The organism is Paracoccus albus, from assembly GCF_027913035.1.
Taxonomy (GTDB): domain Bacteria; phylum Pseudomonadota; class Alphaproteobacteria; order Rhodobacterales; family Rhodobacteraceae; genus Paracoccus; species Paracoccus albus.
This window is the reverse complement of sequence record NZ_CP115775.1, coordinates 938155-964933: the sequence shown is the minus strand read 5'-3', so window position 1 is coordinate 964933 and position 26779 is coordinate 938155. Positions and strand designations below refer to the sequence as shown.

Below are 26779 nucleotides of genomic sequence, written 5' to 3'. Positions count from 1 at the left end.
GCAAACGATCCGGCGCGATCGCGCCTGTCATAAATGAGCGCCGGGGTCACACTGGCCGAACGGCTGGACCTCGTCGCTGCGCGGCCGCTGGCCCGGCAGATATCTGCGATTGGCGGCGATCTGCGGCTAGACGCGTCTCGGGTCACCTTCCTCGGCGGCCTTTGTCTGCAAATCATTCTGGCCGCATCCCAACAGTGCAGATCGCGTGGCAGCGACTTCGAAATCGTCGACGCCTCGGCGCAATTCGCCGATGCGATCCGTGAGTTCGGCGTCGATCAGGAAAAGTTACAAGGAACCGCGCGGAATGAGCCTTAAGATTCTTGCCGTCGATGACAGCCGGACCATGCGTGACATGCTGCGCATCTCGCTGACCGGTGCCGGCATGGCCGTCAGAACGGCCGATGATGGCACACACGGCCTCGAAGTATTGAAGAATTTCCAGCCGGACGCCATCATTTCGGACGTCAACATGCCGAAGATGGACGGCTTCGGGTTCATCACCGAAGTGCGGCAGATAGATCGGCTGCGCGCGACGCCGATCCTGATGTTGACCACCGAAAGCGCCCCGGAACTTAAAGCGCGCGCCAGAAAAGCAGGCGCGACCGGCTGGATCGTAAAGCCCTTCGATCCGCAAAAACTGGTGAGCACATTGCTTATGGTCACAGGGCGGGACGACAGCCAATGAGCAACGATCCGCTGGCCGAAATTCGCGCATCGTTCTTCGTAGAGTGCGACGAGCTTCTTGAAAGCCTTCAAGATGCCCTTGGCCTGATGGAGTCGGAAGAGCACGATAGCGAAACGATCAATATCGTGTTCCGCGCGGTACATTCGATCAAGGGCGGCGCCGGTGCCTTCGGTCTGGACACGCTTGTCGCCTTTGCACATCGATACGAAACGGTGATGGATGAGGTCCGTGGTGGCAGACTCGAAGCGTCGCCGGATGTGATCAAGCTGCTGTTCAAGGCGGCAGACACGCTGCAGGATCATGTGCGATCTGCGCGCGATGGCGAAGATAGTCCGAGCAATTCTGAAGATGTGCTTACCGATCTAGAAGGATTGCTTGGCGCCGATTTTCAGCATGATGACGGAGAGGTCGATTTTCAGCCATCTGGCCTTTCCTTCGATTTCGACGCAGATGGTTCCGCGCCAGAAGAATTGCTGCCGGCGGAACAAATCGATGAGTGCGGATGGAAGATCACCTTCACACCAGACGCCCGACTTTACACAAGTGGAAACGAAACGCTGCTTTTGCTGCGCAGCCTGTCTGCACTGGGCCCGATTTCTGTGGAATGCATTATTCCAGACGATCTTGCCGCGCCTTCCGAGGCAAACGCGGAGACGCCATCCCTTAGCTGGGAGGTCTTGCTGAAAGGCGATGTGACAGAGCCAGATATTCGACAGGTTTTCGACTTCGTCGCAGACGTATGTCAAATCGACATCGAGCGAGCTCAACTTGACGAATTCCACGAAGACGATCGCACCCTAGAAAAACGGGGATCATACGATCAAACGACACCGCCTGATCCGCCAGGGGCGGCAGCAGGCCAATTGCCCCACGCGTCCGAGATGGACACGGTGAGTGCGACGCCAGCAAAATCAACCACGCCTCGCAAGCCATTAAACGCAGCATCATTGCAACCAACCGAACTGTCGGCAACAGTTCGCGTAGACCTTGAGAAAATCGACAGGCTCGTAAACCTCGTCGGCGAACTCGTCATAAATCAGGCGATGCTGGCCCAAAGTGTCGAGGAGGCAGGAATAGGTACCCAGCCCGATGTAATGTCGGGCTTGGAATCCTTCATGATGCTAACCCGCGACATACAGGAAAGCGTCATGATGATCCGCGCACAGCCGGTCAAATCGCTGTTCCAGAGAATGGGGCGCATCGTCAGAGAGGCATCTTCAAGTCTTGGTAAGGATGTTCGTCTGCGCACAGAGGGCGAGTATACCGAAGTCGATAAGACCGTAATCGAACGTCTTGCAGACCCATTGACGCACATGATCAGAAACGCAGTCGATCATGGGCTGGAGACACCCGAGGATCGGCTCGCAGCCGGAAAACCGCGGGAGGGCCTCATTAATCTGTCCGCAACCCATCGCGCCGGGCGGGTTTTGATCGAGATCGAAGATGACGGGGCGGGTATCAACCGCGAAAAGGTCAGGCACATCGCTGTCACGAAGGGCCTCATTGGCGCGGACGCACAACTTTCGGATTCGGATACAGACAACCTGCTATTCTTGCCGGGCTTTTCGACCGCTACCGAGGTCTCCGCGCTTTCCGGCAGGGGCGTTGGAATGGACGTTGTCAAAAGCGCGATAACGGCGCTCGGCGGGCGCATTACCATCAACAGTACTCCCGGCACGGGTACCAGGTTTTCTATTTCGCTGCCGCTGACGCTTGCAGTGCTTGATGGAATGGTCGTCCAGGCAGCCGGCCAGACACTGGTGGTGCCGCTCTCGGCGATCGTTGAAACCGCCAAGCTCGACAACAGATACATACAGCGCCTCTCTGCTGCGGGCGAGATGATGCAGATCCGCGGCGACTTCGTTCCACTGCTCGACCTCGGCTGCCAACTTGGCTTCAGACAAAAGCGCAACGCCGACAAAGCCGGCATCGTTCTTCTCACCTCACAAGATGATTGTCGGCGGGCCGCGCTGATCGTGGATGCCATCATGGAACAGCGTCAGGTCGTAATCAAAGGCCTCGGCCAGAGTTATGGCAACATTCCGGGTGTCGCGGCAGCAACAATCCTGGGCGATGGCCAGATCGCACTGATCCTGGATCCGGCTGATCTTGCGCAAAACAGTGGTCAGCCAACCGTCAACGACTTCAGAATTACAGGATAACCGCATGAGCGACCCGCAGACGAACAACTCTGAACAGGATTTTGAGCTTCTTTCCTTTCGGATCGAAGAACAGGAATACTGCGTCGACATAATGTCGGTTCGCGAGATCCGGGGATGGACCAAGGCGACCCCTCTGCCTTTTTCGCCGCCTCATGTCAAAGGCGTCATAAACCTTCGTGGCACCGTTCTGCCGGTCATCGATTTATCCGCGAGGCTCGGCATCGGATCAATCGACGGTGAAGAGCAGAACGTTATTATCGTCGTCAGCATCGGAGAGGAAATGGCCGGATTGTTGGTCGATGCTGTCTCGGACATTCTCACGGTGCCACGCCGTGAATTGCAAAGCCCGCCTGAAATTGGCGCTGATCCATCCTCGTGCTGTGTTGAAGGGCTGCTGCTCGTCGAAGGAAAACTGATTCGGGTGCTGGATCTTAAGATCATCCTGCCTGGCGATACCAAGGACGCAGCATGAACCAACCTGCTCAAACATCGGCTGATTGGTCGATGTCCGATCATGAATTTGAACAGCTGCGTCGCACTATTTACGACTTGTCGGGCATCGTCATCGGTCCGGAAAAACGCAGCATGATCCGTGCGCGCATTCAGCGACGCATGCATTCACTCCAGATTGCCTCGGTTGCTGAGTATCTTAGCAACTGTATCTTTCAGGGGTGTCTGTGCTCCCATTCCCGTCGGCTTTTGCACAGAGCATTGGCGATGATGACGAGCTTGCGCGCGACGGCCGTGACGATGACCTTGTGTGGTTTCCCGGCTTTACGGAGCCGATCAGCGAACGCTTTGAGTGTCGGGTTATGATGCGAGGCAACCAGCGCTGCCTGGAACATGACATGTCGTAGGGCGCGTCTACCACCGGCGATTGCGCGCTTGCCACGCAACGTTCCGCTGTCCTGCGCCACTGGTGCCAAACCGGTCAGGGCCGCAGCTTCTTCGCCGGTGAGAGCGCCGAGTTCGGGAAGTTCGGCGATCAGCGTTGAGCTGGCGACTGGTCCGATGCCGGGAACGGAACGAAGGATCCGCGCGGTGTCCGCGAGATGCCTGTAGCGCCCCAAAAGCTCTGAAATTCTGCTTTCCAACTCGGTGATCGCAACATCCAACCTCTCCTTCAACTCCACATCGATATCCTCGAACAGCTCTGCCGTTCCCGATTTCTGATGCGCCCGGATCTGCGCCAGAAGCCGCTTTCGCATCTCGACCACCTGTACCCGTCTGGTGGTCAAGGCCCTGAGAAGACGTAGATGTTCGGCGGGAAGTGTTCGTCCTGCCTCGGGTCTGAAGACCAAGAAGCGCGCTATGAGTTCGGCATCGATCCTGTCGGTCTTTGCTCGGGTTCCAAGGCTGCGCGCGAAGGCCTTGACCTGGGCCGGCGGCACTTGGCGGGCCTCGACGCCTGCATCCTGAAGATAGGACCAGAGCCGCCATTCCTGCCCACCCGTCGCTTCGAAACAGACGACGGCTCTCTGGTCGTGAGCGAGATCGGACACCGCGACATGGCCATTATCGGTATTGGGGATGCGATGACGCTGACCGTCCGGAAGGCAGTGAATATCGAGCCAGTCTCGGCTCACATCTATCCCGATGATCCGACCGTGTGTTACCTTCTCCATGCTCTCCTCCTTCTGATACGCGGTCCCACGAGGGCCGCTGGCAACTGTTCGAGACAATGAAGGAGAGGCGGTGCCGACAGGCTAAGAAGCGTGGCCATGCCACAAGGGTCAGACGTCGCGCACCACCCCGTCACGGGTCCTGGCCGGGACACGTGACGGGGTCACGCTAGCAGATCTACGATACAGAAGGGTCAGGACTCACAACCAGAAAATGACGGTCGCTGCGATGCAGATGGCGGAGAGGAAGATTTCGCCGCATCTGTCGTAGCGGGTGGCGATCCGGCGCCAGTCCTTGAGACGGGCGAAGAGGTTCTCGACCCGGTGACGCTGCTTGTAGAGTTTCCGGTCGTGGTTGGCGGGGTTCTTGCGCCCGCGCCGGGCCGGGATGCAGGCGGCAATCCCCTTGTCATCGAGGGCTTCGCGGAACCAGTCGGCGTCGTAGCCCTTGTCACCCAGGAGCATCTTTGCGGGCGGCAGGGCATCCAGCAGGACCAGCGCGCCCTTCGCATCGCTCATCTGGCCGGGCGACAGGAAGAAGGTCAGGGGACGACCCAGCCCGTCGCACACCATGTGCAGCTTGGAGTTCAGCCCGCCTTTGGTCCGTCCGATGGCCCGCGGACGAGTCCCCCTTTTGAGAGGCTTGCCGCCGTGCGGTGCGCCTTGAGGTGGGTGCTGTCGATCATGATCGTTTCGCCATCCGGTCCCGGCTGGGCGAGCTCGGCGAAGATCCTGGCGAACACGCCCATGCGCGACCAGCGCACGAACCGATTGTAGAGCGTCTTCGGCGGCCCATACACGGCCGGCGCGTCCTTCCACTGCAACCCGTTCTTCTGAATGTAGATTATCCCGCTCAGCACCCGCCGGTCATCCACCCGCGGCTTGCCTCTGGACTTCGGAAAGAACGGCCGCAGCCGCTCCATCTGCGCGTCGGCCAACCAGAAATGCCCGCTCATCATGCCCCCTCTGTTTGGAAGCTTGAATCATGCATACCGTGGGGCCTCAAGCGACTTTATGGGTCCTGACCCTAGTTTCATCAGCACGTCTGCGAATAATGGAGAACGCGAACACTTCATTTCTTCCATTACGACAAATGTCACGAGCTTCTTCCGTGAGAAGCATCATTTCGATTTGCTGACCGAAAAGATTTTGGCCGATAGCAATGATGTGAAGCGCTCCCTTAACATTTGGTCCGCCGGTTGCAGCAGTGGTCAGGAGCCCTACTCGATAGCAATGTGCTTGCTCCAAGCGTTGCCCGATCTGGCAGCACGCACGCAGATATTGGCAACCGACATAGACGTAGCAATTCTTCGGAAAGCTGAGGTCGGCATTTATACGCGCAAAGAACTCATGGCGCTTCCGCCCGCTTTCTTGGGACGAAGTTTTTTCTCATCGATTCGAAACGCGCAATCTGATGAGATGCAGCTGCAACATAAGATCAGAAATATGGTTAAATTTCAAAATCTTAATTTGAACTCAAGTTGGGCCATGCCGGTTCAATTCGACATTATCTTTTGCCGCAATGTCGCCATATATTTTAGTCAAACTACGCAGGAGCGATTGTGGCGCAGATTTGTTACCGCGCTTCGCCCCGGCGGCTGGTTGCTGATCGGCCATGCTGAGCGGATCCCGCCAGAACTTCATTCGATACTCAGGCCGAATGGCATGACAGCCTATCAGAAAATCAGCTAAAGGAAAATCGAATGAGCTTGAAGGATCAACTGCACGTCCTTGTAGTAGATGACATGTCCACCAGCCGGGGCCTGATAGTCCAGGCGCTCGAAGCTATGGGCATCGCAAACATCCATCATGTTGCGAGTGGGCCAGAGGCCATCAATCTTGTCGGCCGCATGCCGGTTCATCTGGTACTTTCCGACTACAATATGCCCGATATGGACGGGCTACAACTTCTTCGGCAATTACGAAGCGATCCGAAATCTAAGAATATCGGCTTCATTTTAATCACAGGAAAGGCGGACCGGGCGGTCGTTGAAAATGGCAAGACGCTGCGTATGAATAACTTTATCAAAAAGCCTTTTGGTCCCCAAGAGCTCAAATCGTGCCTCGAGGCGGTGGTCGGACGCTTATGACCGACGCGCCGCGACAGCTCTCGCTAAGTCAGTTCTTAGAAAATTCTGCAGCGTTGATGGCTGCTTTCAGGAATGAGACAGATGCCGTTCAGGTCGCTCTCGGCGAACATCTTCAGCAACTTTCACCAGAAGTGACTGAACGGCTAAATTTCACCGTATTCCAATCGCTCGATGAGCACTGTCAAGCATTTAACGATCTTTCTGTGGCTTTCGAAGCGGTTTCCAAGGCCACAGGTTTGGTTCTGTTGAAAGAATGGCCGTCGACAGAAGAAAAATTGAAGCTGCATCGGGTAAAACATGCGCTGATTTACGGCGATACAGCAACGGAGGCAAACGTGATGATCGAGTTTTTTTAGCTTATAGGTTCTGTGGACAGTTAGAGCGTGTCGTTTTTGATCGGATTCGGGATTCCCAAGAGGTTCATTCTGTGATTCCTTTCTTTTGAGGCAGATATAGGAGTCAGGGATAGGCAAACCGCATCCTGTTGAGCTGCGTGAACGCGCCGTCGCGCTTGTCGAGCAAGGGAACACGCACACTGAGACGGCCAGGTGCCTGTGCGTTTCGATCAAGTTCGTCAACGACATGGTGCGTCTCAAGCGTGAGACCGCAAGCCTGAAGCCGAAGCCGCATGGCAACCCGCGCCGCGGTAAGCTGACTGGCGTCAAGGACTGGGTGCAGGGCCGGATCGCGGCGCAGCCCGACCTGACGATCGATGAATTGACGGCGGAGCTGGGATCGGAACACGGGCTGCACGTGCATCGCTCGTCGGTCGGACGGCTGCTGCACAGGCTCGGCCTCAGTCACAAAAAAAGACCTTCAGGCGCTTGAACAGAAGCGCAAGGACGTCGCTGAGGCGCGGCGCATCTGGATCACAAAACGCCAGCCCTTCATGGCCGGCCATCTGGAAAGATTGGCCTTCATCGACGAAACCTCGGTCAAGACCAACATGGTCAAAACCACCGGTTGGGCCCCGCGCGGCCAACGCCTGGTCGATCAAGCGCCGTTCGGACACTGGCGCACCCAGACGTTCATCGGCGCCTTGCGCCATGACCGGCTGGACGCGCCATGGGTGATTTCAGGGGCGATGAACAGCGAGATGTTTGACCTCTATGTCGAGACCCAACTGGCACTGACGCTGAGCCAAGGCGATGTTGTGATCCTCGACAACCTGTCCAGCCACAAGAGCCCCGGGGCGGCCCGCACCTTGCAGAAAGTCGGCGCATGGTTTTTTGTTCCTGCCGCCCTAAAGCCCCGACCTCAATCCCATTGAAATGGCCTTCTCAAAACTCAAGGCTCTGATCAGGAAGGCGAGGGCCAGAACCTATAACGAACTTTGGCACGTCGTCGGCCACGTCTGCGACCTGTTCTCCGATGAAGAATGCTACAACTTCTTCAATGCCGCAGGATACCATGCCGATAAACGCGACACGCTCTAAGGAACGCCTTAAGCAGATCGTGAAGCAAAAGCCGGACGAAAAGAAATCGTCCGACTGATCCGGCCTTTCACACAAGTTGACGATGACCTGCGTGACGCGGGTCTGTCAAATATACAATCGCCTATTTTAAGGAAATGGTGGGCGGTGAGGGGCTCGAACCCCCGACATCTTCGGTGTAAACGAAGCGCTCTACCAACTGAGCTAACCGCCCGCGCAAATGCGAACCGCGCCGGATTAGCCCGGCGCGGCGGCGTGTTCAAGTCATTTCGACGTCATTTTTTGCCCGGCGTGCCGTCGAATTTCTTCTCAAGGCTTTCCCAGCAGTCGATATAGTCATCCTGAAGAGGCGCTTCCTTGCCGGCAAACTCTGTCAAATGCTGCGGGAAGCGGGTTTCGAACATGAAGGACATGGTATTTTCCAGCTTGTCCGGGCCGAGATTGGCGTTCGACGCCTTTTCGAAAGCATCGCGGTCAGGACCGTGGGGCAGCATCATGTTGTGCAGGCTCATCCCGCCGGGAATGAAACCCTGCGGCTTGGCGTCATACTGGCCGTAGATATTGCCCATCAGCTCGGACATGATGTTCTTGTGATACCATGGCGGCCGGAAGGTATCTTCCATCACCATCCAGCGTTCGCGGAACAGCACGAAGTCGATATTCGCCGTCCCCGGCACGCCGGAGGGCGCGGTCAGAACCGTGAAAATCGACGGATCGGGATGGTCGAACAGGATTGCGCCAACCGGGCAGTAATTGCGGAGATCGTATTTGCATGGCGCGTAATTGCCGTGCCACGCGACGACATCCAGCGGACTTTGCGCGATCTTGGTTTCGTGGAACTGGCCGCACCACTTGATGGTCAGTGTGGACGGAGCCTCACGGTCTTCGAACGCGGCCACGGGTGCCTTGAAGTCGCGCGGATTGGCCATGCAGTTCGCGCCGATGGGGCCGCGGCCCGGCAGTTCGAACTTCTGGCCGTAATTTTCGCAGACAAAGCCGCGGGCGGGCCCTTCCAGAACCTCAACCCGATAGACAAGGCCGCGCGGGATGATGGCGATCTCTTTCGGTTCCAGATCAATGATGCCCAGCTCGGTCGCGAAGCGGAGCCGACCCTCCTGAGGAACAACCAGTAACTCACTGTCTGCGCTGTAGAAATATTCGTCACGCATGGATTCCGTCACCAGATAGATATGCGCGGCCATGCCCACTTGCGTATTCACGTCACCCGCCGTGGTCATGGTGCGCATCCCGGTAATCCAGTTCAGCTTTTCACCGGAATGCGGCACCGGGTCCCAGCGATATTGGCCCAGGCTTGTCACATCGCCGACGACGTTGGGTGCCGATTTCCAATATGGCACATCTATGCGGGTATAGCGGCTGGAATGTTTGACGCTTGGGCGGATTCGATAGCACCATGTCCGTTCGGGCGTGTCGGCGGTGAAGGCCGTGCCGGAAAGCTGTTCGCCGTAAAGACCGTATTCGCATTTCTGGGGCGAGTTCATCCCTTGCGGCAGCGCACCCGGCAGCGCTTCTGTTTCGTAGTCATTGCCGAAACCGGGCATATAGCCTTCATTCGCGGCGGTGCCGTTTACGGTTGCGGCGCGGATCATGCCTGTCGGCAGGGCATCAATGGTCATTCGCTCCCCCACGAAAATGCTGGATTTGGAGAGCATAATAAGTTGCAAATGCAACCATGTCAATTGCAGCGAGAGTTAAAATGCACAGGACCACCCGTCGAGAGGCTGGTCCGAAGCGCTTTTCAACGATGAATGACGCGATCAGTACTCGCCGTCGCCATCCGCATCGCCCGGCAATTCCCCGACAGAGCGGATATCCTGCGGCGGTCTTGCGTCTGTATCTTCGACACTTTCTTCGATCTGAACCGGCCGCTCCTCTGCGCTGTCGCCTTTCTTGGCGAACAGGGTTTCCGGATTGCGCAGCCAAAGGTCGCGCTGCGCGAAGGGTATCTCGATCCCCTCGGCGGCGAAGCGTTGTGCGATCTGGTGGCGCATCTCTGACGCAACGCCGATGCCGCCGGAAATGTCCGACAGAATACAGCGGACCTCGAAATCGAGGCTGTCGGCACCGAAATTCATCAGCAGAATCGCGGGGGCCGGGTCGATCAGCACGGTCGGCTGATCCTCGGCGATCTCGCGCAGGATCTGTTCGACCTTGCGGGTGTCGCTGCCATAGGCCACGCCCACCGGCACGATGATGCGGCCCCGCGCGTTGCCTCGGGTCCAGTTCGTCACGGTCTGGCTGATCAGGTCGCTGTTCGGGACGATCACATCGGTCTGATCGAAGGTTTTGATCCGCGTCGAACGGACCGAGATTTCCTGAACGATCCCCTGCTGACCGCCAGCCTCGACCCAATCGCCGACGCTGATCGGACGTTCGATCAACAGGATGATGCCTGACACGAAGTTCTGTACGATGGTTTGCAGGCCAAAGCCGATGCCGACCGAGAGCGCACCTGCCACGATCGCAAGGCTGGACAGGTCGAACCCGGCAGAGGTGATGGCAAGCAGCGCGGCAAGAAATATCCCGATATAGCCAAGGCCCGACACGGCCGCAGACTGGGCACCCCGGTCAAGCTTGGTGCGCGGCAGAATCTGCGTGCCAAGAACAGATTGCAGCCATTTGGTGATCATATAGCCGATGGCGAACACGATCAGCAGGGTCAGCACCGCGCCGGGGGATATGCTGAAGCTGCCGAAGGACACACCGTTCAGGATCCGGGTCCGCGCCTCCAGCAGGTCAGAGAGCGAGGCACCCCAGATCAGGGCAAAGACCGGGACCGAGGCGACGATCAGCAGCAGCCCGATCAGCAGCGGTATCAGCGAATCGCGCGCACCCTCTTTGCTGCGCAGCGCCAGCGAATAGAGATCCGCGATGAAATCCTGCAACAGGATCAGCAGCCCGATCAGCGCAAGGCTTTTGACCGCGGGCCAGAACAGCGCGTTGCCGCCATTGACGAAACCGATCATCACCAGAACCAGCGAAACCACGACGATCAGTCGCAGCAAACGACCAACTCCGGCCAGTATCTTGGCACGGTAGGGCGCGGCCTCATTGCCGTAATACCGGGTCATGCGGCGCAGGATATTGGCAAGCTGGAACAGGAAGAACGCGCCACCCAGCATGATGATAAAGTGGATGACGCCCGCGCCGGCCTCGCTCACCTCATAGGGGATCTGCGGCGGCGCGCCGTCGCGGCGCACGAAACCCGACAGCGGCAGGGCGGCATGCGACAGCCACACATGCAGCGACAGCATTATGGTAAGCCCGGTGCCGTAGAACCGCGCCAGCGTCCGGCTTTTCTGCGGCATATGCAGCGTATCGTAGGCGACCGGCGTTGACGCAAACAGCGTACGGATCAGCCAGAGACCGATAAAAAAGGCAAGCCCGGCAAGCGGCATGCCCAGCAGGAAAGGCCGCAACCAGTCGCCGACCAGTCCGGTCGAATCCACCGCATAGGCAATCAGGAACAGACCGATCATCGGCACCATGATCTGTCCGAGCGATACGATAAACGCGATCACCGCCCGCCCATCGCCGGTCGCCCGCGCGCCGAGCATCGAAGGCAGGTTGTCCACGACACGGCGACCGTAAATCAGCGCGGCACCAGCGGCGAGATACAGCAGAAGCTGGGTCCAGCCATTGAAGCCCCGCGCCTCGCTGACAGCATCCTGCCCCTCTGACGTCAGGCCGGCACCTATGCCCAGCACGTCCTTGCCGGCGGCGACCCAGCTTGTCGGCAGCAGGGGCGATGGCGTCTGAGACATGAGCTCTTCCGCCTCTCGCGCGCGCTCTATCTCATCGGCATGGGTGACGATGGATTCCGCCCGGCTATAGGCTTCGGTCGCCTTGATGCCGGGCGCCTGCAGCTCGGACAGTTGCGCATTCAGCGCGGCACGCCGGTCGGCCACATCCTCTGCTTCGGTTTCGCCCTCGGCAGGTTCCGGCCCCAGAGATGATATCTGATCCTTGATCGTCTGGATGCGCGGCGCATTGATATTCTGCGCTTCATCGAACTGCGCGCGCCACTCTGTCGCGTTTTCACGAATGGATTCGATCTGGTCGGACGAGGTGTCGCGATCATCCAGTGCGGCCTCTGCCTGACTGGCGAAGGTTTCCCATGTCTCGTAGTCAATCTGTTGTTGCACCTGCGCCGCAACTTGGGTCGCAAGCAAAAGAAGCGCCAGAAGCGCAGATCGAAAAACGTTCAGAAACAATGTTATGCCTCGAATACTTCTGGCAAGTTGCGCGGTTCTGAATCCAGCCATTCGGGGATAGGCAGCCCCTTTTCGCGCAGGAATTCCGGATTGTAGAGCTTCGTCTGATACCGGTTCCCGGCATCGCAAAGCACCGTGACGATGCGCTTGCCCGGCCCAAGCTCTCGCGCCAGGCGGATGGCACCCGCCACGTTGATGCCAGAGGAGCCGCCAAGCACCAGCCCCTCTTCCGCGGCCAGCTTGAACAGAACCTCAAGCGCTTCAGAATCCGGGATGCGGTAGCTGAAATCGGGTGTGAAGCCTTCAAGGTTTGCGGTGATACGCCCCTGCCCGATCCCTTCCGTGATCGAGTTGCCGGGGCTGTCGAATTCGCCGGTGGTATAGAAGGAATGCAGCGCCGCGCCTTCGGGATCGGCCAGCCCGATTTTCACGCCCCTGGGCTGGAGCGCCTGCGCAACGCCCACCAGTGTCCCGCCAGAGCCGACGGCACAGATGAAACCATCGACCTTGCCGTCGGTCTGTTCCCAGATCTCTGGCCCGGTCGTTTCCTGATGCGCGCGGCGGTTGGCGACATTGTCGAACTGATTGGCCCAGATGGCGCCATTGGGTTCCGTTTTCGCCAATGCCGTTGCCAGACGTTCCGAATAGCGGACATAATTGTTCGGGTTCTTGTAGGGTGCCGCGGGCACCTGCACCAGCTCCGCCCCTGCCAGCCGGATCATGTCCTTCTTTTCCTGACTTTGCGTTTCAGGAATAACGATGACCGAGCGAAACCCCATCGAGGCACCGACAAGCGCCAGCCCGATGCCGGTATTGCCCGCCGTGCCTTCAACAATCGTGCCGCCCGGCTTCAGCTCCCCGCGCTCCACCGCATCCTTGATGATGAACAGTGCCGCGCGATCCTTGACCGACTGGCCAGGATTCATGAACTCTGCCTTGCCCAGAATCTCGCATCCCGTCGCATCTGACGGACCGCTGAGCCTGATAAGGGGGGTATTGCCAATTGCCGAAGCGAGATCGGGGCGAATGTCCATGTCGGCGCCTTTCCTGTCACGTCCAGATCTGATCAATACCAATGCTGACAATGGCGGCAAGCCTTGCCGCAGGGAAATTATACGATGTTTGCAACGCGTCGGGTCACGTTCCCGCCATATCCGCCCGGATCCGTTCTGCCATCCGATCCAGCATCAGCGCCATCGTGATCAGCGGCCCGCATTGAATCTGGCCCGTTTCGGCAAGGTGAAGCAGCTCTGCCCGCGGGATGATATGGGTGGCGATGTCCTCGCCCTCATCGGCCACACCGAAGCCCTGCCCCGTTTCGTGTTCCGACAGGTCGACCGCCGCGATGAACGGATAATAATATTCGCTGTTCGCACCCGGTGTCGGATAATGCGCCGGCAGCGCATAAAGGCGGCCGATATCTAGTCCCGCCTCCTCCACCGCCTCGCGGCGCGCGGCATCGGCAGGTGCTTCGCCTGCATCAACGCGACCCGCCACCGGCTCCAGCATCCAGCATTGCGCCTGACCACGAGCCAGCGGGCCAATGCGGAACTGGCTTATCAGCAGCACACAGTCGAGCACCGGGTCATATGGCAGCAACAGGGACGCATCAGCTGAAATGAAAACCTCGCGCTCCAGCACGGGCGACCATCCCCCGTCATAGCGCCGGTGGCGAAGCGCGATTTCTTCGACCGAAAAATAGCGGCCATAGGCTTCACGGCGATGCCGAACTTCCACCCGGTCTCCATCGGGCGCAGGAAGATGGGCTGCCGGACCGGCTTCGCTTTCTGCCCTGTGGCGAACGGCTGCAATCTCGGCAAGCCGGCGCAATCGGGCGGTTGAGGATTGATCACTGCGTTCGATCCCGCGCGACAGCAGCATGTCAGCAGCACGCGCCATCAGGGGTGCCGCATTGTCCTGCCAATCATCGCCGCCGCCCTTGCCAAGACCGAAGACCGGCTGACCGTCAACATCAACTGGCGACAGCCCGGTGATGTGCAGATAACGGCGCAGATCGTCATTCTCCTGCACACGCATCGCGACGACCTCTCCTGGCCCGTCGCGCAAGGCCGGCCAGTCGCCGCCAAGCCCGGCATCCGCACCGCCATGCAGCGTCCCCGGAAGTGTCGTCGGGTGCCCTGTCACGCCCAGAGCCGCCATCATCTCTGCCGAAGCCAGCGGCCCGACCAGCAGAATCTCTCGGCCTGTCGCGTCCAAGTTCAAAGCGGCACCCCTTTCATCCTGCGTGCGGCCGCCCGTCCGGTTTCGCCGGCAAGCTGTTCCAGCACATCCTGCTCAGCCCGTTCGATCAGCGCATTCAGCGCCTGAGCCTCTGGCCCCGCCATCAGCGCCGCCGCGCGGTTAACCGCAGGCGCACCCAGTGGCGCGTAGGCCGCATACCAGGCCAGCCGGATGCGCATCTCTGCATCCTGGCGCAGTTCCGGGATCTGCAGGGACAGATCGGCCGCCGTATCTTCGGGACGGGCCGGAAATTCAAAGCCCTCAGCAGCGGCAAACGCACTGGCAAAGGCAATCTGGCGGTTCATCTGGCGGGCCATGGCCCGGCTGACCGGGTCCTGCATGACGATCATATGATCGATCGCCGCCAGCACAGAGGCACCCCGCACCCGGTCCGAGCGCATCCGTGCCGTGACGCCGTCGATCGTTCCCGGTCGCGCGAGCTCTATCCGGGCGGCAAGGATCAGACCCACGCCGTCCGGCATTGCATCGACACCTGTCGCGCCAAAGGCAGCACGCAGGCGCGGATCGGCAACTGTGACCGGATCAAGCTGCGCCTCGATCGCAGCCAGCAGCAGCGCCGAGACCCGCGTCACGTCGTGGATACGCGCGACCTCCTGCTGCCAGCTTTCGCCTTCAAACCCGCCCATATAGATCGCAGCCATCCGATTCGCGAAAACACCCGATTCCGCGCTGATTGCAGTAGCCCGGCTTTCGCCCAGCCCGGCCTGAAACAGCTTTTCCGCAACGCTGGCAAAGACATGCGGCGCGACATGGGAAGGCGGCGTCACCACGGTGGGTGGCGCGGCACCCTGCTGGGCAGAGGCGGGCGCAGCCCATGACATGGTCAAGCCACATCCAACTATGCTTGCCGCCACGCGAAAACAGCGCATGATCATTCCCCGGAACCTGACAAACGCTTTTCGCCGAAAACCCCCTTGCGCTTCAACCCCCCGCCGGTTACATGCGCCCCCACCACATTAAAAAAGCGCGGAGAGGTGCCGGAGTGGTCGAACGGGGCGGTCTCGAAAACCGTTGAGCCTTCACGGGTTCCGTGGGTTCGAATCCCACCCTCTCCGCCAACCACCCTGTCGAATTTTGCTCGGCGCTGCGTGGCTTTGGACATCGCTTTGAAGTTCCGCGAGGCGCTGTCAAAGGAACTGGCTTGCGTGCGATCGCCTGCCACCCTACCCTCGCGGCATGCCGAAAACTTCTCCCTTCCGCTACTTCAAGACCGCATCCGAAATCATCCGCCTCGCGGTGATGCTGTATATCCGGTTTCCACTGTCGCTTCGAAATGTCGAGGATCTGCTGCATGAACGCGGAATCGACATCTGCCATGAAACGGTGCGCTTCTAGTGGCAACGGTTCGGCCCCGTCTTTGCCCACGAAATTCGCCGCAAACGGGTTGCCCGATTTCATGGCGGACCACAATGGTGCTGGCATCTGGATGAGGTCTTCGTGAAGATCAACGGCGTGCAGCATTATATGTGGCGCGCCGTCGATCACGAAGGTGAGGTTCTCGAAGTCTATGTGAGCAAGAAGCGGGACCGAAGGGCCGCATTGAAATTCCTCAAGAAAATGATCAAGCGCTACGGCCTGCCTAAAAAATCGTCACGGATCTGCTGCGATCCTACCCTGCTACCTTGCGCGAGATCGGTGCAACAGATCGGCACGTGACGGGGCGGCATCTGAATAACAGGGCCGAGAATTCCCACCAGCCGTTCCGGCGACGAGAGCGGGCGATGATGGGTTTTCGCAGCATGGGCAACCTGCGGAAATTCGCCTCCGTCCATGCCGATATCAGCAACCACTTCAATCTCGATCGCCACCTTTCGAAGCGCAGACATTTCAAAGCCAACCGATCCGTCGCCCTCTCCGAATGGCGTGAACTTGCTGCAGCGTAAGAACATCAAAAGCCGATTTCTGAGATTGGTTCGAATTGGTCTGACACCACCAGCAGAGAAGTTCGAGTTTCCAAATTGGATTGTCGGTAGATTTGTTGAGCGCAGCACTTGGCGAAGGTTTGTCTGTAGACGACAATGCCGGAGCGTTCCGGCTGTTTTCTGATGTCGATTTTGAGGCCACACCAGACAGAAAGTTTGTTCTGTTGTCCACGATTCTGGAGCTGCTCTCTGAGAGAAAAGCAAGGGACAATCAGGCGCAAAAATTATTGGACAAATGGAAAGCAGACGCCATCGGCGCGAAGCGACAGGACCTTGCGCAAGCCGTGGACCTGATGCGGTCGCAATCAATTGGATCTTCAATCTTCGAACTGGTTTCGGAAGCGGCAAAAGGCAGCCGGATGTGAGGAAAAGGCAGTGTCAAAGGAACTGAGCTTGTAGGCGGTCGCTTACCACCCTACCGTCGCGGCATGCCGAAAACTTCTCCGTTCCGCTACTTCAAAACCTCACCCGAGATCAACCTGCAGAAATTTGCCTCCGGCCATGCCAATGTCTGCAACCATTTCAATCTCGATCGCCACCTTTCGAAGCGCAAACATTTCAAAGCCAACCGATCCGCCGCCCTTACCGAGTGGCGTCAGCTTGCTGCAGCGCAAAAAAACAGCAAAAAGCGATTTCTGAGAATGCTTGGAATTGGTCTGATACCACCCTATCACTCCTTTATCTCGGCCGATCTCTCCCATGCCGCTTGCATGCCTGCGGTCGACATGTTGATTACCAGTTCCGTGAGATCCGTGGTCACCATCGTTGCGGTTAGCTCTGCCTGCTCAAGCAGGGTCGAGATATCCGCCGCATTCAATTGTTGGCTGACGATGCAGCCGCTTGGCAGGCAGGTTTCGAAAGGCAGAGCGAGGCTATAATCCCCCGGGCCGCTCAACGTCACGCCTTCGGAGGTTTTCAGCCCAAGCGGCGCGACAATGGTCAGTTGCGCTGAATTTTCTTCCAGACGTTTAATGCCCAGAGCCAGAACCCGGCGTCCGCTGGCCCTGTCGTTGTGCTCCTGCGTCATCTCGCAGAGTCGCCCGCCCGGGGCATCCTGGCAGCGAACGATCCAATCCTGAACTTTCTCTGAACCGATGTCAGGGCTGGTGGCATCATCACTCATCGTCGCTTCTTCCTCCGTCTGGGGCTGTTGCGAAGGTGTCGCTGTCTGTGCATGTGCAGCACCTTGCAACATCAGAACGGCAAGCGCCGCAGCCCATATATTCATGATCATCCTGATCTCCATCCTTGCGCATGGCAAATTGCGCTGATTGTTAAGCGGAAACGGCCCCCTGCCAGTCTTGCGGCCAGGGGGCCGCTTCACGTTTCAGCTACGCAGGCTTACGCTCAGAATTGCATCCTGAAGCCTGCGGTGACGTGGAGGCCGTCGCTGTCGTCTCCGCCAAAGGCCTCGCGGTAGCTGGTCTCGGTGTAGACGGTCTTGTTTTCGTCCCACACGATACTGCCACCAAGGCCGAGTTCGCCCCATGTGCGCGTGTCTTCCTGCGTCAGCCGGACACCGTTTACTGTGACCTCGCTCTCATTGCGGAAGTCGTGCAGCAGGTTGCCGATCACGTAGAATTTCTCGCGATAGTTGCTGTCTGCGCCGTTCGAACGATCCCCGAGCAGCCAGCCTTCCGAGTACTCGTACTCATAGGCCAGACCAAGACGCCCGGTCAGTTTGGTGTTCGAGCCGGGATCGATCCGGTAGCCGGAAGCATCGGTAAAGGCGTCACCCGAAATCCGTGACCAGCTCAACTGCGCCTGCGGAACCAGAGCCGCAGTCTCATTGAGCGCGTGGCGATAGCCCGTCTCGGCGCTGAGCGCCCAGGCCGTCATATCGACATCGCTTGCCAGCTTGCCATGGGCTTCGGTGCTGATATCGGCCGATACCTTGTTCATCTGGCCCTGCGCATCGAAATAGACGCCGTTATTGCCATACCAGGTCGCTGTCACACCAAGACCGATGCCTTCAGCCTCGATCTCTCCGCCGCCCTGAGAGCTGTGCCCGTCAAACGACATCTCGCCATATTGCAGCGTGCCGCCGAGGACCCATTGCCCGTTCGAGCCTTCCGCAAGCGGATGGTCATAGCCGGCCTGAAGGCCCCAGCTGTTGATCTGACCCCGCGCCGCACTGTCCGAGTGCTCTGGCGTCAGGTCCAGCCAGTCGCCCCAGACGCGGATCCAGCCGCCCTGCTGAGGTCCAAGCTTGCCCTTGGCCGAATTGTCACGAGCCCACCACTGGCGCTGACCGACACGCTGTTCCAGCGTCGGCAAGCGGGTGAAAGCCGCCGCGACCGCGGAAGGCAGCGATTCATAGATATTCGCGGGTGTTTCAACCTCGGGCTCTTCGGGTTCAACGGGCTCCTCAGGTTCACCGGGTTCTTCCGGTTCCTCGGGTTCACCTGGTTCCTCGGGTTCACCTGGCTCCTCGGGTTCACCGGGTTCTTCCGGCTCACCGGGTTCTTCCGGCTCTTCAGGTTCACCGGGCTCTTCCGGCTCACCGGGCTCCTCAGGCTCACCGGGTTCTTCCGGTTCCTCGGGTTCTTCCGGCTCACCTTCCGACTGAAGATACCACTCGTTGCCAACCCGAACCAGTTCGTAGGTGTAATCATCCGCGACTGTGTTGCTGTCTTCCGAGAGTAAGAACAGTGTCCCGTCCGCGACGGTGCCACCGACCTGAACTACAAGGATTCCGTTATTTACAGCCTCCGCGCCGGTGCCCCCGACATTCAGAATATCAAGCGTTGTCACACCGGACGCATCGCCAGCAATCACCAGCATGTCAGTTGCGGATGAGTTGTCATTCAGAACGGTATCCAGCCGGATCGTTCCGCCTCCGGTGTAATCACCCGAAACGCTGATCACATCTCCTGCGGTGCCGTTCTGAGCGTCAATCACTCCGAGATTGGTCATATTGCCGGTAAGCGTGAAATTGCCCGCCGTGATAAGGGTCGCATCATCCTCTATCTTCAGACCGGTGCCCTCATCCTCGCCCACAGAAACAGCACCATCACTGAAGGTGATGGTGCTGTTATCCAAGACCATGTTTTCCCAGTTCAGAAGGTTCGCGCCTTCAAGCGACAAATCAAGTCCGGCAAATGTCAGCTCGTCAATCCAACCATCCGCAACGAACAGATCATCACCACCATCAAGAATTACACTCCCATCATAGGATCCAGCACCTATGTCCAGAGTATCCGATCCATTGCCTCCGTCGAACGAATCAAGCGCGCCAGACGTCCAGGTCGTGGAATCGTCACCGTCGCCGCCGAGGACCGCCGCCAATGTCGTGGCGTGCCCCCATCGGGTGGTCCGGTTTGATTGTTAGTGCATCGTGGGCCTCTGGTCCATCGGGACGATGCTTTCGGGCGCAGGCGGACGGTAACCCAATGCGCTGTGCGGCCTGACTGTGTTGTAGTGGATACGCCATTGCTCGATCAGGACTTGGGCCTCCCTTAGGCTGTAGAAGATTTCTCCGTTGAGCAGTTCGTCGCGGAACCGGGCATTGAAGCTTTCACAGTATCCGTTTTCCCATGGTGAGCCTGGTTCGATGTAAGCCGTTTTCGCGCCGACGGCTGCAATCCACTCCCGCACCTTCTGCGCGATAAATTCCGGCCCATTGTCGGATCTTATGTATTCCGGCGTGCCGCGGAGGATGAACAGGTCGGTCAATGCATCCAGCACATCGGTTGAGTTGAGCTTGCGATCGACGCGGATCATCAGCGCCTCCCTGGTGTGTTCGTCAATGATATTCAGCGTCCGATAGACCCGCCCGTCAGCAGTGCGGTCTTGAACGAAGTCGTATGACCAGACATGGCTTGGACGCTCCGGCCTGAGCCGGACGCATGACCCATCGTTCAGCCAGAGCCGCCCTTTCTTCTTTTGCTTTTGCGGGACCTTCAGCCCTTCACGTCGCCAGATGCGCTCGACCCGCTTGTGGTTCACACACCAGCCCGCGTTGTTCAGCAGACCCGTCACCATGCGATATCCATAGCGCCCGTATTTGTCGGCCAGTTCGATGATGTCATCGGTCAGACGCTCTTCATTGGCGCGGCCCTGCGGTATCTTGCGCTGCGTAGATCGATGCTGACCGAGCGCGCGGCAGGCGCGGCGTTCGGACACGCCGAGTTCCCGCCGCACATGGTCGATGCACTTGCGACGACGCGAAGGGCTTAGAAGTTTCCCTTCGCCGCTTCCGTCAGGATGAGCTTGTCCAAGGTCAAATCGGACACCGCCCGTCGCAGCCGTTGGTTCTCTTTCTCCAGCTCTTTCAGCCGCGTGAGCTGCGACCGCTGCATCCCGCCATAGAGCTTACGCCAGCGGTAAAACGTCTGCTCCGTCACGCCGATCTGGCGCACCGCCTCGGCAATCGTTGCGCCTTGCCCTTGCAGAACTTCTACCTGCCGAAGCTTCGATACAACATCTTCGGGCTTCTCTCGTTTCCCAGCCATCGCTGATCCTCCAATATACGGGACAATCTATCCCAGTTGGTGGACCACTTTCAGGGGGCTACTCCAGTCGCGCCTTCCAGCGTGATCGTGTCGTTGCCATCGTTGCCTTCAGTATTGCTAGTGATCGTCCCCGATGTCGCGGTGATTGTGTCGTCGCCCAAGTTGCCCTGAATGCCGCCGACAGTACCCGTCGTGTCGATGATGATGCTGTCGCCGGTATCCTGATCGCCAGAGCCATCCACGCCGGCACCGCCGCCCATAACAACTCCTGCAACACTGGCGTTACCGCTGACGGTGATGATGTCAGATCCACCCGCACCCTCGATATTTCCAGCGACTGCGGTCGAACCGTTTGCCGACAAAGTGTCATTGGTGACGCAACCAAGACTCGCCGTGCCCGCGCAGTTGTTGATCAGATACCAGTCGCCAATCGCGCGCCCATCAGTGCCGTCACCCTTGACAAGGCTGTAGCTCCAACCTTCCGCCCCGTTTATGATGCTGTCCAACATGAAGCTTCCGTCCGAGACACCGGCCACGTCGACAACTAGAATGCCGACCTTAGTAAGTGCACCCGTTCCGCCAACGTTATTAACGACGAGCGCCGTGGCACCGGATGTATCGCCCCCGATAACCAAACGGTCCGTCGCAGAATCGTCACCGTTTAGAACGGTATCGAGAACGAGCTTTCCACCGTCCGCAGCGTAATCACCCGACACGCTGATGGTATCGCCAGCATTGTCGTCCTGCGATGTAACACTCGCGTTGTTGTTCAAATTCCCGGTCAGGCCGAAGCCGCCGCTGACCTCAAGAACCGCGGCGTTCTGAGCGGTAAGCCCGTACCCGGCTTCAGATCCCGTGGTCAACACGCCATCGGTGAAGGTAACTTCACTATTGTCCAGAACGATGGACTCCCAGTTCCGGACATTCGCGCCAGTCAGTACAGCCGGTGCAGAAAGTGATTCCAGCGCTAGCGTATCAACCCAACCATCGGCAGTTGTGACCTCGTCGCCACCATCAAAAAAAGAAATAGTCGCAACATCAACTTCGCTCAAGGTAAGGTCGTCATTCCCGTCACCGAGTGTGATGCCACCACGAATAATCGAACCCGAAGTGATGTCCACATCCGAGTTGCTGAAATTATTGAAGATCGCCGTATCGTCGCCGCCCTCAATGACAGCTTCATCGCTTATAGCGATAGTCGCCAGACCAGCCCCACCAATCACAGTGCGGATACCATTTGTACCACCGATGACAGACCCGCCGGAAATCTCTATATCCGTGTTTCCGTCATCGTTTTCCGGTTCAGTTTGATAATATGAGTTGGGTGTCCCCGTGTTGACCAGAATACCGCTGCCTGTCGACCCTGTAACCTCGCTTTCGGTTATCAAAATGCTCCGAGAAGTGGCAGGAAGCGCGCCCATGAACGGTGAGCTAAAGGCTATCCCGTCGTTCTGTGCCGTGACTTTACTGTTTGCTATAGTTAAATGCTGCTCCACGTTTGTAGATAGTGATCGGTATACGTTGACGCCGGAACTAAAATTAATTCCGTCTCTGAAAGTTGAGGTAATCTCTGAATTTTCAACATTTACTTCCGCAACCCCTCCTCTATCGTAGGCACTTATTCCCGTGCCACCGACGTCAATCGCAGAGTCTTCGACACGCACCTCAACAGAACCATTGTTCGTGCGAATTCCATACTGATTTGAACTTTTATTAAGGGCGGTAATCGTTGAGCCGGACACATTGACAACGCCCTTGGTCAGAAATCCGTTGTCGTTCACGGAAAGTGCTCCACCAGAGCCGCCACGATGGTTGATGATCATTTCGGTATCGATCAGATTGATTGTTTTTGTTCCAACCCCTTCCATATATGTTGAAGCTGTCGACATACTCGAAGTTGATTGGACTGTTATTCCGCCAGGACCCGGGTCTCCACCGAAGCTTGTCACCCCTATCTCAGACGTTAAAAGCTTGATCCCATCGACTGTCACAGTCATATCGCCAGCAGGTTTAAACCCGTTTTCATTAAGTGAGATGCTGCTATGGGACGTTCCTACTGTCGTCTCACTATTGTTGAGCAGCAGTGAATAGCTGTTACTGCTTGGAGACAAAGTGTACGCGATACCATTCGTATATTCTGTATCATTGCAGGTTCGAGATGTGTTGGCCGCGTTAAGCACACCGCATTCATTAAACGCCAATGCCGAGGTCGACTATATGGCCAGCGCCGCACCAGACAATGCAAATGGAGCGATGCTGGCAGCGATTCCCTTCCATTTGGTCATACGACCGCCTCTGAAGTTCTGCAAAGTGTGATGAATGGGCAACATGGTCTACCTTCCTGAAACGCAATCTGTAGCTTAATTTTTGGCTATTGAACCGTATGAGTTAAAAGCCATACCGATGTTGGTGGAAGTGTCAATTACCATTAACTGACTGGCCCCATTTTTGGCTCCAGATCGATTGATTTCATACGCTCGGCGCGATTTAGGCTCCGCAGGGAGACTTGATCGATGAGCAATCTTTATCTGGTGACAAACGCCCAAATGGAGCGGCTGAAGGCGCTTTGCAAAACGAGCCATGACAAGCCCCGTGTTGACGGTGGTCACGTTCTAGGTGGAATAATTTAATTCTATTTCAAATACTTCTGCTAGTGCAATGCGACGAAGGAATTCATCCCGGCCAAGACGCTCTACAACCAACGGAAGCGTTGGCGTGACAACGGGGCTTCGCCCGAGTCATGATCGGCCTTGCCGCCGAGAGCGCCGAGCATAAGGCAATCATGATCGACGCAACCTATCGGCAGTGTCAAGGGAACCAAGCTTGTCGGCGGTCGCTTACCACCCTACCGTGAGCTATGCCCGAAAGTTGGTGACGGCGTTATCAGGCGGCCGGTTGAAGTTGCTTGATGCCGTCGATGAATGCAATGCCCTGAATGATCTCAGGCATGCGGTTTGATCCGTCGAGTTTTCGCCATTTGCCCTGCGCTGACATCATCAGTTTGAACGCCATTGCCAGCCCGGTTTTGCGGCTCAAGCAGCCCTTGGTTTTGCCGGTTCGGTGACGGACGGTGGCGAAGGTGCTTTCGATGGGGTTGGTTGTCCTGATATGTTTCCAGTGTTCCGCAGGGAAGTCATAGAAAGCAAGTAGCCCCTCGCGGTCCTTGACCAGCTTGGCCACCGCCTTTTCGTATTTCACACCGTAGGTTTCGACGAAGAAGTCGAAGGCAGCGTTGGCCTCGGCCTTCGTCTCCGCCTGCCAGATATCATGCAGATGGCCCTTGGCTTTGGCCTGGACCGACTTGGGCATCGCATTCAGGACATTTCCGGTTTTGTGGAACCAGCAGCGCTGTTCACAGGGGTCTCCAAACACCTCGCGCAGGGCTGCCCAGAACCCGAGTGCGCCGTCGCCAACGGCCAGATCGGGTGCGTGAGAAAGGCCGCGTCGCTTGAGATCGAGGAGCAGCTCACGCCAGCTCTGGGTGCTTTCCCGATAAGCCGTCCGTCAGGCCCAGAATTTCCTTTCGACCCCATTCATCCGCGCCAATGAGAACCAGGACGCATTGTTTCTCTTCCATTCGTGGCTGGAAATACACGCCGTCCGCCCAGACATAGACGATGCGCCGGGCACTGAGGTCGCGTTTCTGCCAACGTGCATAATCCTCCCACCAGTCGGCTTTGAGGCGCGAAATCGTGGTGGATGACAGGCCAGCCGCAGTCGGGCCAAGCAGCGCGGCCAGGGCTTCCTGGAAATCACCCGTGGAAATGCCCTTCAAATAGAGCCAGGGCAGCAATTCCTCGACGGATTTGGCCTTGCGTAGATACGGCGGCAGGATCGACGAGGTGAAGCGCACCTTCTCAGCCTGCTCACCGCGGTCCCGAACGCGCGGCACTTTCACGGCCACAGGGCCGACGCCGGTCATGACCTCGCGCTCTGGCAAGTGGCCATGTCGGACGACCCGAGCATGCCCCATCGGTGTCCTGTCATCGGCAAACTGCGCAAGCAACGCGCCAAGCTCAGCCTCAAGCGCCTGTTCGATCAATTGCCGCGCTCCAGACCGGATCAGGTCGGTGAGCGGATCGGCGGAAAATCCGGATGGATCAGGCAAGCCGGTGATGGTATCTTCTCTCATGTGGCATATCCCTTTCTCTACGAGAATTGACGGCGTCTTGAACACCGCCATGATATGCCGCCCCTCAGGGGCCATCACCAACTTTCAGCTATTCCTCAAGAAGTACCGCCCTCAATCCTCACGCGCCCGCTTGTCCCCACATCGGCCTCAAAGCTTTCGAGGTCTTGTCGGAGCAAGTCGCGAGCCTCGAAGTTTCCGATAGACAGGTCAATCCCCGCCCTACTTGACCACATGCTGGCAACGCAAACACGAAATGCCGGTTTTGACATGTCTTTCTTTGACCTGTTCTGCCTTGGCATGACCAACATTTGCCGAAGTCTGTTCTTCGGCATGGACCTCGCCTCCAAGATTGCAGAATACAAACTTGCAGCAGCAGATTCCGAGTTTGGCGTGGGCTAGTGGCGTGCCCCCATCGGGTGGTCCGGTTTGATTGTTAGTGCATCGTGGGCCTCTGGTCCATCGGGACGATGCTTTCGGGCGCAGGCGGACGGTAACCCAATGCGCTGTGCGGCCTGACTGTGTTGTAGTGGATACGCCATTGCTCGATCAGGACTTGGGCCTCCCTTAGGCTGTAGAAGATTTCTCCGTTGAGCAGTTCGTCGCGGAACCGGGCATTGAAGCTTTCACAGTATCCGTTTTCCCATGGTGAGCCTGGTTCGATGTAAGCCGTTTTCGCGCCGACGGCTGCAATCCACTCCCGCACCTTCTGCGCGATAAATTCCGGCCCATTGTCGGATCTTATGTATTCCGGCGTGCCGCGGAGGATGAACAGGTCGGTCAATGCATCCAGCACATCGGTTGAGTTGAGCTTGCGATCGACGCGGATCATCAGCGCCTCCCTGGTGTGTTCGTCAATGATATTCAGCGTCCGATAGACCCGCCCGTCAGCAGTGCGGTCTTGAACGAAGTCGTATGACCAGACATGGTTTGGACGCTCCGGCCTGAGCCGGACGCATGACCCATCGTTCAGCCAGAGCCGCCCTTTCTTCTTTTGCTTTTGCGGGACCTTCAGCCCTTCACGTCGCCAGATGCGCTCGACCCGCTTGTGGTTCACACACCAGCCCGCGTTGTTCAGCAGACCCGTCACCATGCGATATCCATAGCGCCCGTATTTGTCGGCCAGTTCGATGATGTCATCGGTCAGACGCTCTTCATTGGCGCGGCCCTGCGGTATCTTGCGCTGCGTAGATCGATGCTGACCGAGCGCGCGGCAGGCGCGGCGTTCGGACACGCCGAGTTCCCGCCGCACATGGTCGATGCACTTGCGACGACGCGAAGGGCTTAGAAGTTTCCCTTCGCCGCTTCCGTCAGGATGAGCTTGTCCAAGGTCAAATCGGACACCGCCCGTCGCAGCCGTTGGTTCTCTTTCTCCAGCTCTTTCAGCCGCGTGAGCTGCGACCGCTGCATCCCGCCATAGAGCTTACGCCAGCGGTAAAACGTCTGCTCCGTCACGCCGATCTGGCGCACCGCCTCGGCAATCGTTGCGCCTTGCCCTTGCAGAACTTCTACCTGCCGAAGCTTCGATACAACATCTTCGGGCTTCTCTCGTTTCCCAGCCATCGCTGATCCTCCAATATACGGGACAATCTATCCCAGTTGGTGGACCACTTTCAGGGGGCTACTCCAGTTCGGCCAGCCCATCGAGGCGGTCCAGGCCGCGCCCAATGCCGAGATCCCCGGCTGGACCCCTCGGCGGCCGTCCCCGGCCGATACCGCGCCACCGCGGCCCAGCGACCCCCAGCCCTCCCTATTTGAGCAGCCAATGATTCCCGATACACAGCC

At 58.0% G+C, this 26779-nt stretch carries 23 protein-coding genes, 2 tRNA genes and 5 pseudogenes; 15 read left to right on the top strand and 15 right to left on the bottom strand.

Annotation, left to right across the window (positions count from 1 at the left end; genetic code table 11):
* The first annotated feature begins 33 nt into the window (after positions 1-33).
* The 5 genes and pseudogenes from PAF20_RS04775 to PAF20_RS18830 all read left to right on the top strand — a co-directional run.
* A complete protein-coding gene (locus PAF20_RS04775) occupies positions 34-315 on the top strand; it encodes an STAS domain-containing protein (RefSeq protein ID WP_271072585.1) in 282 nt (93 codons plus the stop codon).
* Complete coding sequence (locus PAF20_RS04770) at positions 305-685, top strand: response regulator (protein WP_271072584.1); 381 nt, start codon at positions 305-307, stop codon at positions 683-685. Before PAF20_RS04775 ends, PAF20_RS04770 begins: the two co-directional genes overlap by 11 nt.
* Positions 682-2847 (top strand): chemotaxis protein CheA, encoded by a 2166-nt coding sequence (locus PAF20_RS04765; protein ID WP_271072583.1) that lies wholly within the window; start codon positions 682-684, stop codon positions 2845-2847. Before PAF20_RS04770 ends, PAF20_RS04765 begins: the two co-directional genes overlap by 4 nt.
* Positions 2848-2851: 4 nt before the next feature.
* The gene (locus PAF20_RS04760) at positions 2852-3319 is read left to right on the top strand and encodes a chemotaxis protein CheW (protein WP_271072582.1); all 468 of its coding nucleotides are present in this window, start codon (positions 2852-2854) and stop codon (positions 3317-3319) included.
* A pseudogene (locus PAF20_RS18830) lies at positions 3316-3486 on the top strand (hypothetical protein); the annotation flags it as partial. The gene PAF20_RS04760 and the pseudogene PAF20_RS18830, both read left to right, overlap by 4 nt.
* Before the next feature lie 26 nt (positions 3487-3512).
* Here PAF20_RS18830 and PAF20_RS04755 read toward each other — a convergent pair.
* Positions 3513-4472: an IS110 family RNA-guided transposase gene (locus tag PAF20_RS04755; RefSeq protein WP_271071052.1), complete on the bottom strand. Its 960-nt coding sequence runs from the start codon at positions 4470-4472 to the stop codon at positions 3513-3515.
* A gap of 198 nt (positions 4473-4670) precedes the next feature.
* Positions 4671-5392 (bottom strand): annotated as a pseudogene (locus PAF20_RS04750) (IS5 family transposase).
* A 34-nt stretch (positions 5393-5426) separates the two neighbouring features.
* On the opposite strand from PAF20_RS04750, the gene PAF20_RS04745 reads away from it, so the two are divergent.
* The 5 genes from PAF20_RS04745 (at position 5427) to PAF20_RS04725 (ending at position 7829) form a co-directional block, all read left to right on the top strand.
* Positions 5427-6161, top strand: coding sequence for a CheR family methyltransferase (locus tag PAF20_RS04745; protein ID WP_271072580.1), 735 nt, complete (start codon positions 5427-5429; stop codon positions 6159-6161).
* An 11-nt stretch (positions 6162-6172) separates the two neighbouring features.
* On the top strand, positions 6173-6559 hold the full coding sequence (locus PAF20_RS04740; protein WP_271072579.1) for a response regulator: 387 nt from the start codon (positions 6173-6175) through the stop codon (positions 6557-6559).
* The gene (locus PAF20_RS04735; RefSeq protein WP_271072578.1) at positions 6556-6915 is read left to right on the top strand and encodes a hypothetical protein; all 360 of its coding nucleotides are present in this window, start codon (positions 6556-6558) and stop codon (positions 6913-6915) included. Before PAF20_RS04740 ends, PAF20_RS04735 begins: the two co-directional genes overlap by 4 nt.
* A 226-nt stretch (positions 6916-7141) precedes the next feature.
* Positions 7142-7387: a winged helix-turn-helix domain-containing protein gene (locus tag PAF20_RS04730; protein ID WP_271072577.1), complete on the top strand. Its 246-nt coding sequence runs from the start codon at positions 7142-7144 to the stop codon at positions 7385-7387.
* A gap of 61 nt (positions 7388-7448) precedes the next feature.
* Positions 7449-7829: a transposase gene (locus PAF20_RS04725; RefSeq protein ID WP_271072576.1), complete on the top strand. Its 381-nt coding sequence runs from the start codon at positions 7449-7451 to the stop codon at positions 7827-7829.
* 301 nt (positions 7830-8130) lie between these two features.
* On the opposite strand, the gene PAF20_RS04720 is transcribed toward PAF20_RS04725, so the two are convergent.
* The 6 genes from PAF20_RS04720 to PAF20_RS04695 form a co-directional block, all read right to left on the bottom strand.
* Positions 8131-8206 (bottom strand) — tRNA-Val (locus PAF20_RS04720).
* A 61-nt stretch (positions 8207-8267) separates the two neighbouring features.
* Complete coding sequence (gene hmgA / locus PAF20_RS04715) at positions 8268-9629, bottom strand: homogentisate 1,2-dioxygenase (protein ID WP_271072575.1); 1362 nt, start codon at positions 9627-9629, stop codon at positions 8268-8270.
* A 141-nt stretch (positions 9630-9770) separates the two neighbouring features.
* Positions 9771-12227 carry a mechanosensitive ion channel family protein gene (locus tag PAF20_RS04710; protein ID WP_271072574.1) on the bottom strand — a complete coding sequence of 819 codons (2457 nt, stop codon included), beginning with the start codon at positions 12225-12227 and terminating at the stop codon, positions 9771-9773.
* Positions 12228-12229: 2 nt separating this feature from the next.
* A complete protein-coding gene (locus tag PAF20_RS04705) occupies positions 12230-13261 on the bottom strand; it encodes a cysteine synthase A (RefSeq protein WP_271072573.1) in 1032 nt (343 codons plus the stop codon).
* 103 nt (positions 13262-13364) lie between these two features.
* A complete protein-coding gene (locus tag PAF20_RS04700; protein WP_271072572.1) occupies positions 13365-14450 on the bottom strand; it encodes an NUDIX domain-containing protein in 1086 nt (361 codons plus the stop codon).
* Entirely contained in the window at positions 14447-15316 is an 870-nt protein-coding gene (locus tag PAF20_RS04695; RefSeq protein ID WP_271072571.1) for a hypothetical protein, read from the bottom strand. The genes PAF20_RS04700 and PAF20_RS04695 overlap by 4 nt, the downstream gene beginning before the upstream one ends.
* Before the next feature lie 141 nt (positions 15317-15457).
* Between PAF20_RS04695 and PAF20_RS04690 the strand changes: the two genes are divergently transcribed.
* From PAF20_RS04690 to PAF20_RS04680, 3 genes and pseudogenes are all read left to right on the top strand, one after another.
* Positions 15458-15547: transfer RNA gene (locus PAF20_RS04690), tRNA-Ser, on the top strand.
* A 118-nt stretch (positions 15548-15665) separates the two neighbouring features.
* Positions 15666-16372, top strand: a pseudogene (locus PAF20_RS04685) (IS6 family transposase).
* Positions 16373-16467: 95 nt separating this feature from the next.
* The gene (locus tag PAF20_RS04680) at positions 16468-16776 is read left to right on the top strand and encodes a hypothetical protein (RefSeq protein ID WP_271072570.1); all 309 of its coding nucleotides are present in this window, start codon (positions 16468-16470) and stop codon (positions 16774-16776) included.
* A gap of 99 nt (positions 16777-16875) precedes the next feature.
* Here PAF20_RS04680 and PAF20_RS18935 read toward each other — a convergent pair whose 3' ends face one another.
* The 5 genes from PAF20_RS18935 to PAF20_RS04655 form a co-directional block, all read right to left on the bottom strand.
* Entirely contained in the window at positions 16876-17112 is a 237-nt protein-coding gene (locus tag PAF20_RS18935; RefSeq protein WP_434802940.1) for a hypothetical protein, read from the bottom strand.
* Positions 17082-17645 carry an invasion associated locus B family protein gene (locus tag PAF20_RS04670; RefSeq protein WP_271072569.1) on the bottom strand — a complete coding sequence of 188 codons (564 nt, stop codon included), beginning with the start codon at positions 17643-17645 and terminating at the stop codon, positions 17082-17084. The genes PAF20_RS18935 and PAF20_RS04670 overlap by 31 nt, the downstream gene beginning before the upstream one ends.
* A gap of 113 nt (positions 17646-17758) precedes the next feature.
* Complete coding sequence (locus PAF20_RS04665; protein WP_271072568.1) at positions 17759-19699, bottom strand: autotransporter family protein; 1941 nt, start codon at positions 19697-19699, stop codon at positions 17759-17761.
* A gap of 39 nt (positions 19700-19738) precedes the next feature.
* Positions 19739-20865 (bottom strand): IS3 family transposase gene (locus PAF20_RS04660; protein ID WP_271072567.1). Its coding sequence is split into 2 segments (ribosomal slippage): positions 19739-20601 and positions 20601-20865, totalling 1128 coding nucleotides; the frame shifts between segments, so codons are not numbered across the junction.
* Between the two features lie 50 nt (positions 20866-20915).
* Entirely contained in the window at positions 20916-23066 is a 2151-nt protein-coding gene (locus PAF20_RS04655) for an autotransporter outer membrane beta-barrel domain-containing protein (RefSeq protein ID WP_271072566.1), read from the bottom strand.
* Positions 23067-23378: 312 nt separating this feature from the next.
* Here PAF20_RS04655 and PAF20_RS04650 point away from each other — a divergent pair.
* Positions 23379-23665: pseudogene (locus PAF20_RS04650) on the top strand (IS5/IS1182 family transposase); the annotation flags it as partial.
* A gap of 83 nt (positions 23666-23748) precedes the next feature.
* Here the strand turns inward: PAF20_RS04650 and PAF20_RS04645 are convergent.
* Positions 23749-24997, bottom strand: a pseudogene (locus tag PAF20_RS04645) (IS256 family transposase).
* A gap of 267 nt (positions 24998-25264) precedes the next feature.
* Here PAF20_RS04645 and PAF20_RS04640 point away from each other — a divergent pair.
* Positions 25265-25396 carry a hypothetical protein gene (locus PAF20_RS04640; protein WP_271072565.1) on the top strand — a complete coding sequence of 44 codons (132 nt, stop codon included), beginning with the start codon at positions 25265-25267 and terminating at the stop codon, positions 25394-25396.
* A 34-nt stretch (positions 25397-25430) separates the two neighbouring features.
* Here PAF20_RS04640 and PAF20_RS04635 read toward each other — a convergent pair.
* Positions 25431-26557 (bottom strand): IS3 family transposase gene (locus PAF20_RS04635; protein WP_271072460.1). Its coding sequence is split into 2 segments (ribosomal slippage): positions 25431-26293 and positions 26293-26557, totalling 1128 coding nucleotides; the frame shifts between segments, so codons are not numbered across the junction.
* Positions 26558-26779: the final 222 nt, after the last annotated feature.

What these genes read in the sequence shown, in the direction of transcription:
- PAF20_RS04755 (WP_271071052.1), bottom strand. Translation starts at nt 4,472, where the DNA reads ATGGAGAAGGTAACACACGGTCGGATCATCGGGATAGATGTGAGCCGA.
- PAF20_RS04705 (WP_271072573.1), bottom strand. Translation starts at nt 13,261, where the DNA reads ATGGACATTCGCCCCGATCTCGCTTCGGCAATTGGCAATACCCCCCTT.
- PAF20_RS04745 (WP_271072580.1), top strand. Translation starts at nt 5,427, where the DNA reads ATGCCCCCTCTGTTTGGAAGCTTGAATCATGCATACCGTGGGGCCTCA.
- PAF20_RS04640 (WP_271072565.1), top strand. Translation starts at nt 25,265, where the DNA reads ATGTCTTTCTTTGACCTGTTCTGCCTTGGCATGACCAACATTTGCCGA.
- PAF20_RS04770 (WP_271072584.1), top strand. Translation starts at nt 305, where the DNA reads ATGAGCCTTAAGATTCTTGCCGTCGATGACAGCCGGACCATGCGTGAC.
- PAF20_RS04670 (WP_271072569.1), bottom strand. Translation starts at nt 17,645, where the DNA reads ATGATCATGAATATATGGGCTGCGGCGCTTGCCGTTCTGATGTTGCAA.
- PAF20_RS04735 (WP_271072578.1), top strand. Translation starts at nt 6,556, where the DNA reads ATGACCGACGCGCCGCGACAGCTCTCGCTAAGTCAGTTCTTAGAAAAT.
- PAF20_RS04730 (WP_271072577.1), top strand. Translation starts at nt 7,142, where the DNA reads ATGGTGCGTCTCAAGCGTGAGACCGCAAGCCTGAAGCCGAAGCCGCAT.
- PAF20_RS04765 (WP_271072583.1), top strand. Translation starts at nt 682, where the DNA reads ATGAGCAACGATCCGCTGGCCGAAATTCGCGCATCGTTCTTCGTAGAG.
- hmgA (WP_271072575.1), bottom strand. Translation starts at nt 9,629, where the DNA reads ATGACCATTGATGCCCTGCCGACAGGCATGATCCGCGCCGCAACCGTA.
- PAF20_RS04775 (WP_271072585.1), top strand. Translation starts at nt 34, where the DNA reads ATGAGCGCCGGGGTCACACTGGCCGAACGGCTGGACCTCGTCGCTGCG.
- PAF20_RS04725 (WP_271072576.1), top strand. Translation starts at nt 7,449, where the DNA reads ATGGCCGGCCATCTGGAAAGATTGGCCTTCATCGACGAAACCTCGGTC.
- PAF20_RS18935 (WP_434802940.1), bottom strand. Translation starts at nt 17,112, where the DNA reads ATGGGAGAGATCGGCCGAGATAAAGGAGTGATAGGGTGGTATCAGACC.
- PAF20_RS04740 (WP_271072579.1), top strand. Translation starts at nt 6,173, where the DNA reads ATGAGCTTGAAGGATCAACTGCACGTCCTTGTAGTAGATGACATGTCC.
- PAF20_RS04760 (WP_271072582.1), top strand. Translation starts at nt 2,852, where the DNA reads ATGAGCGACCCGCAGACGAACAACTCTGAACAGGATTTTGAGCTTCTT.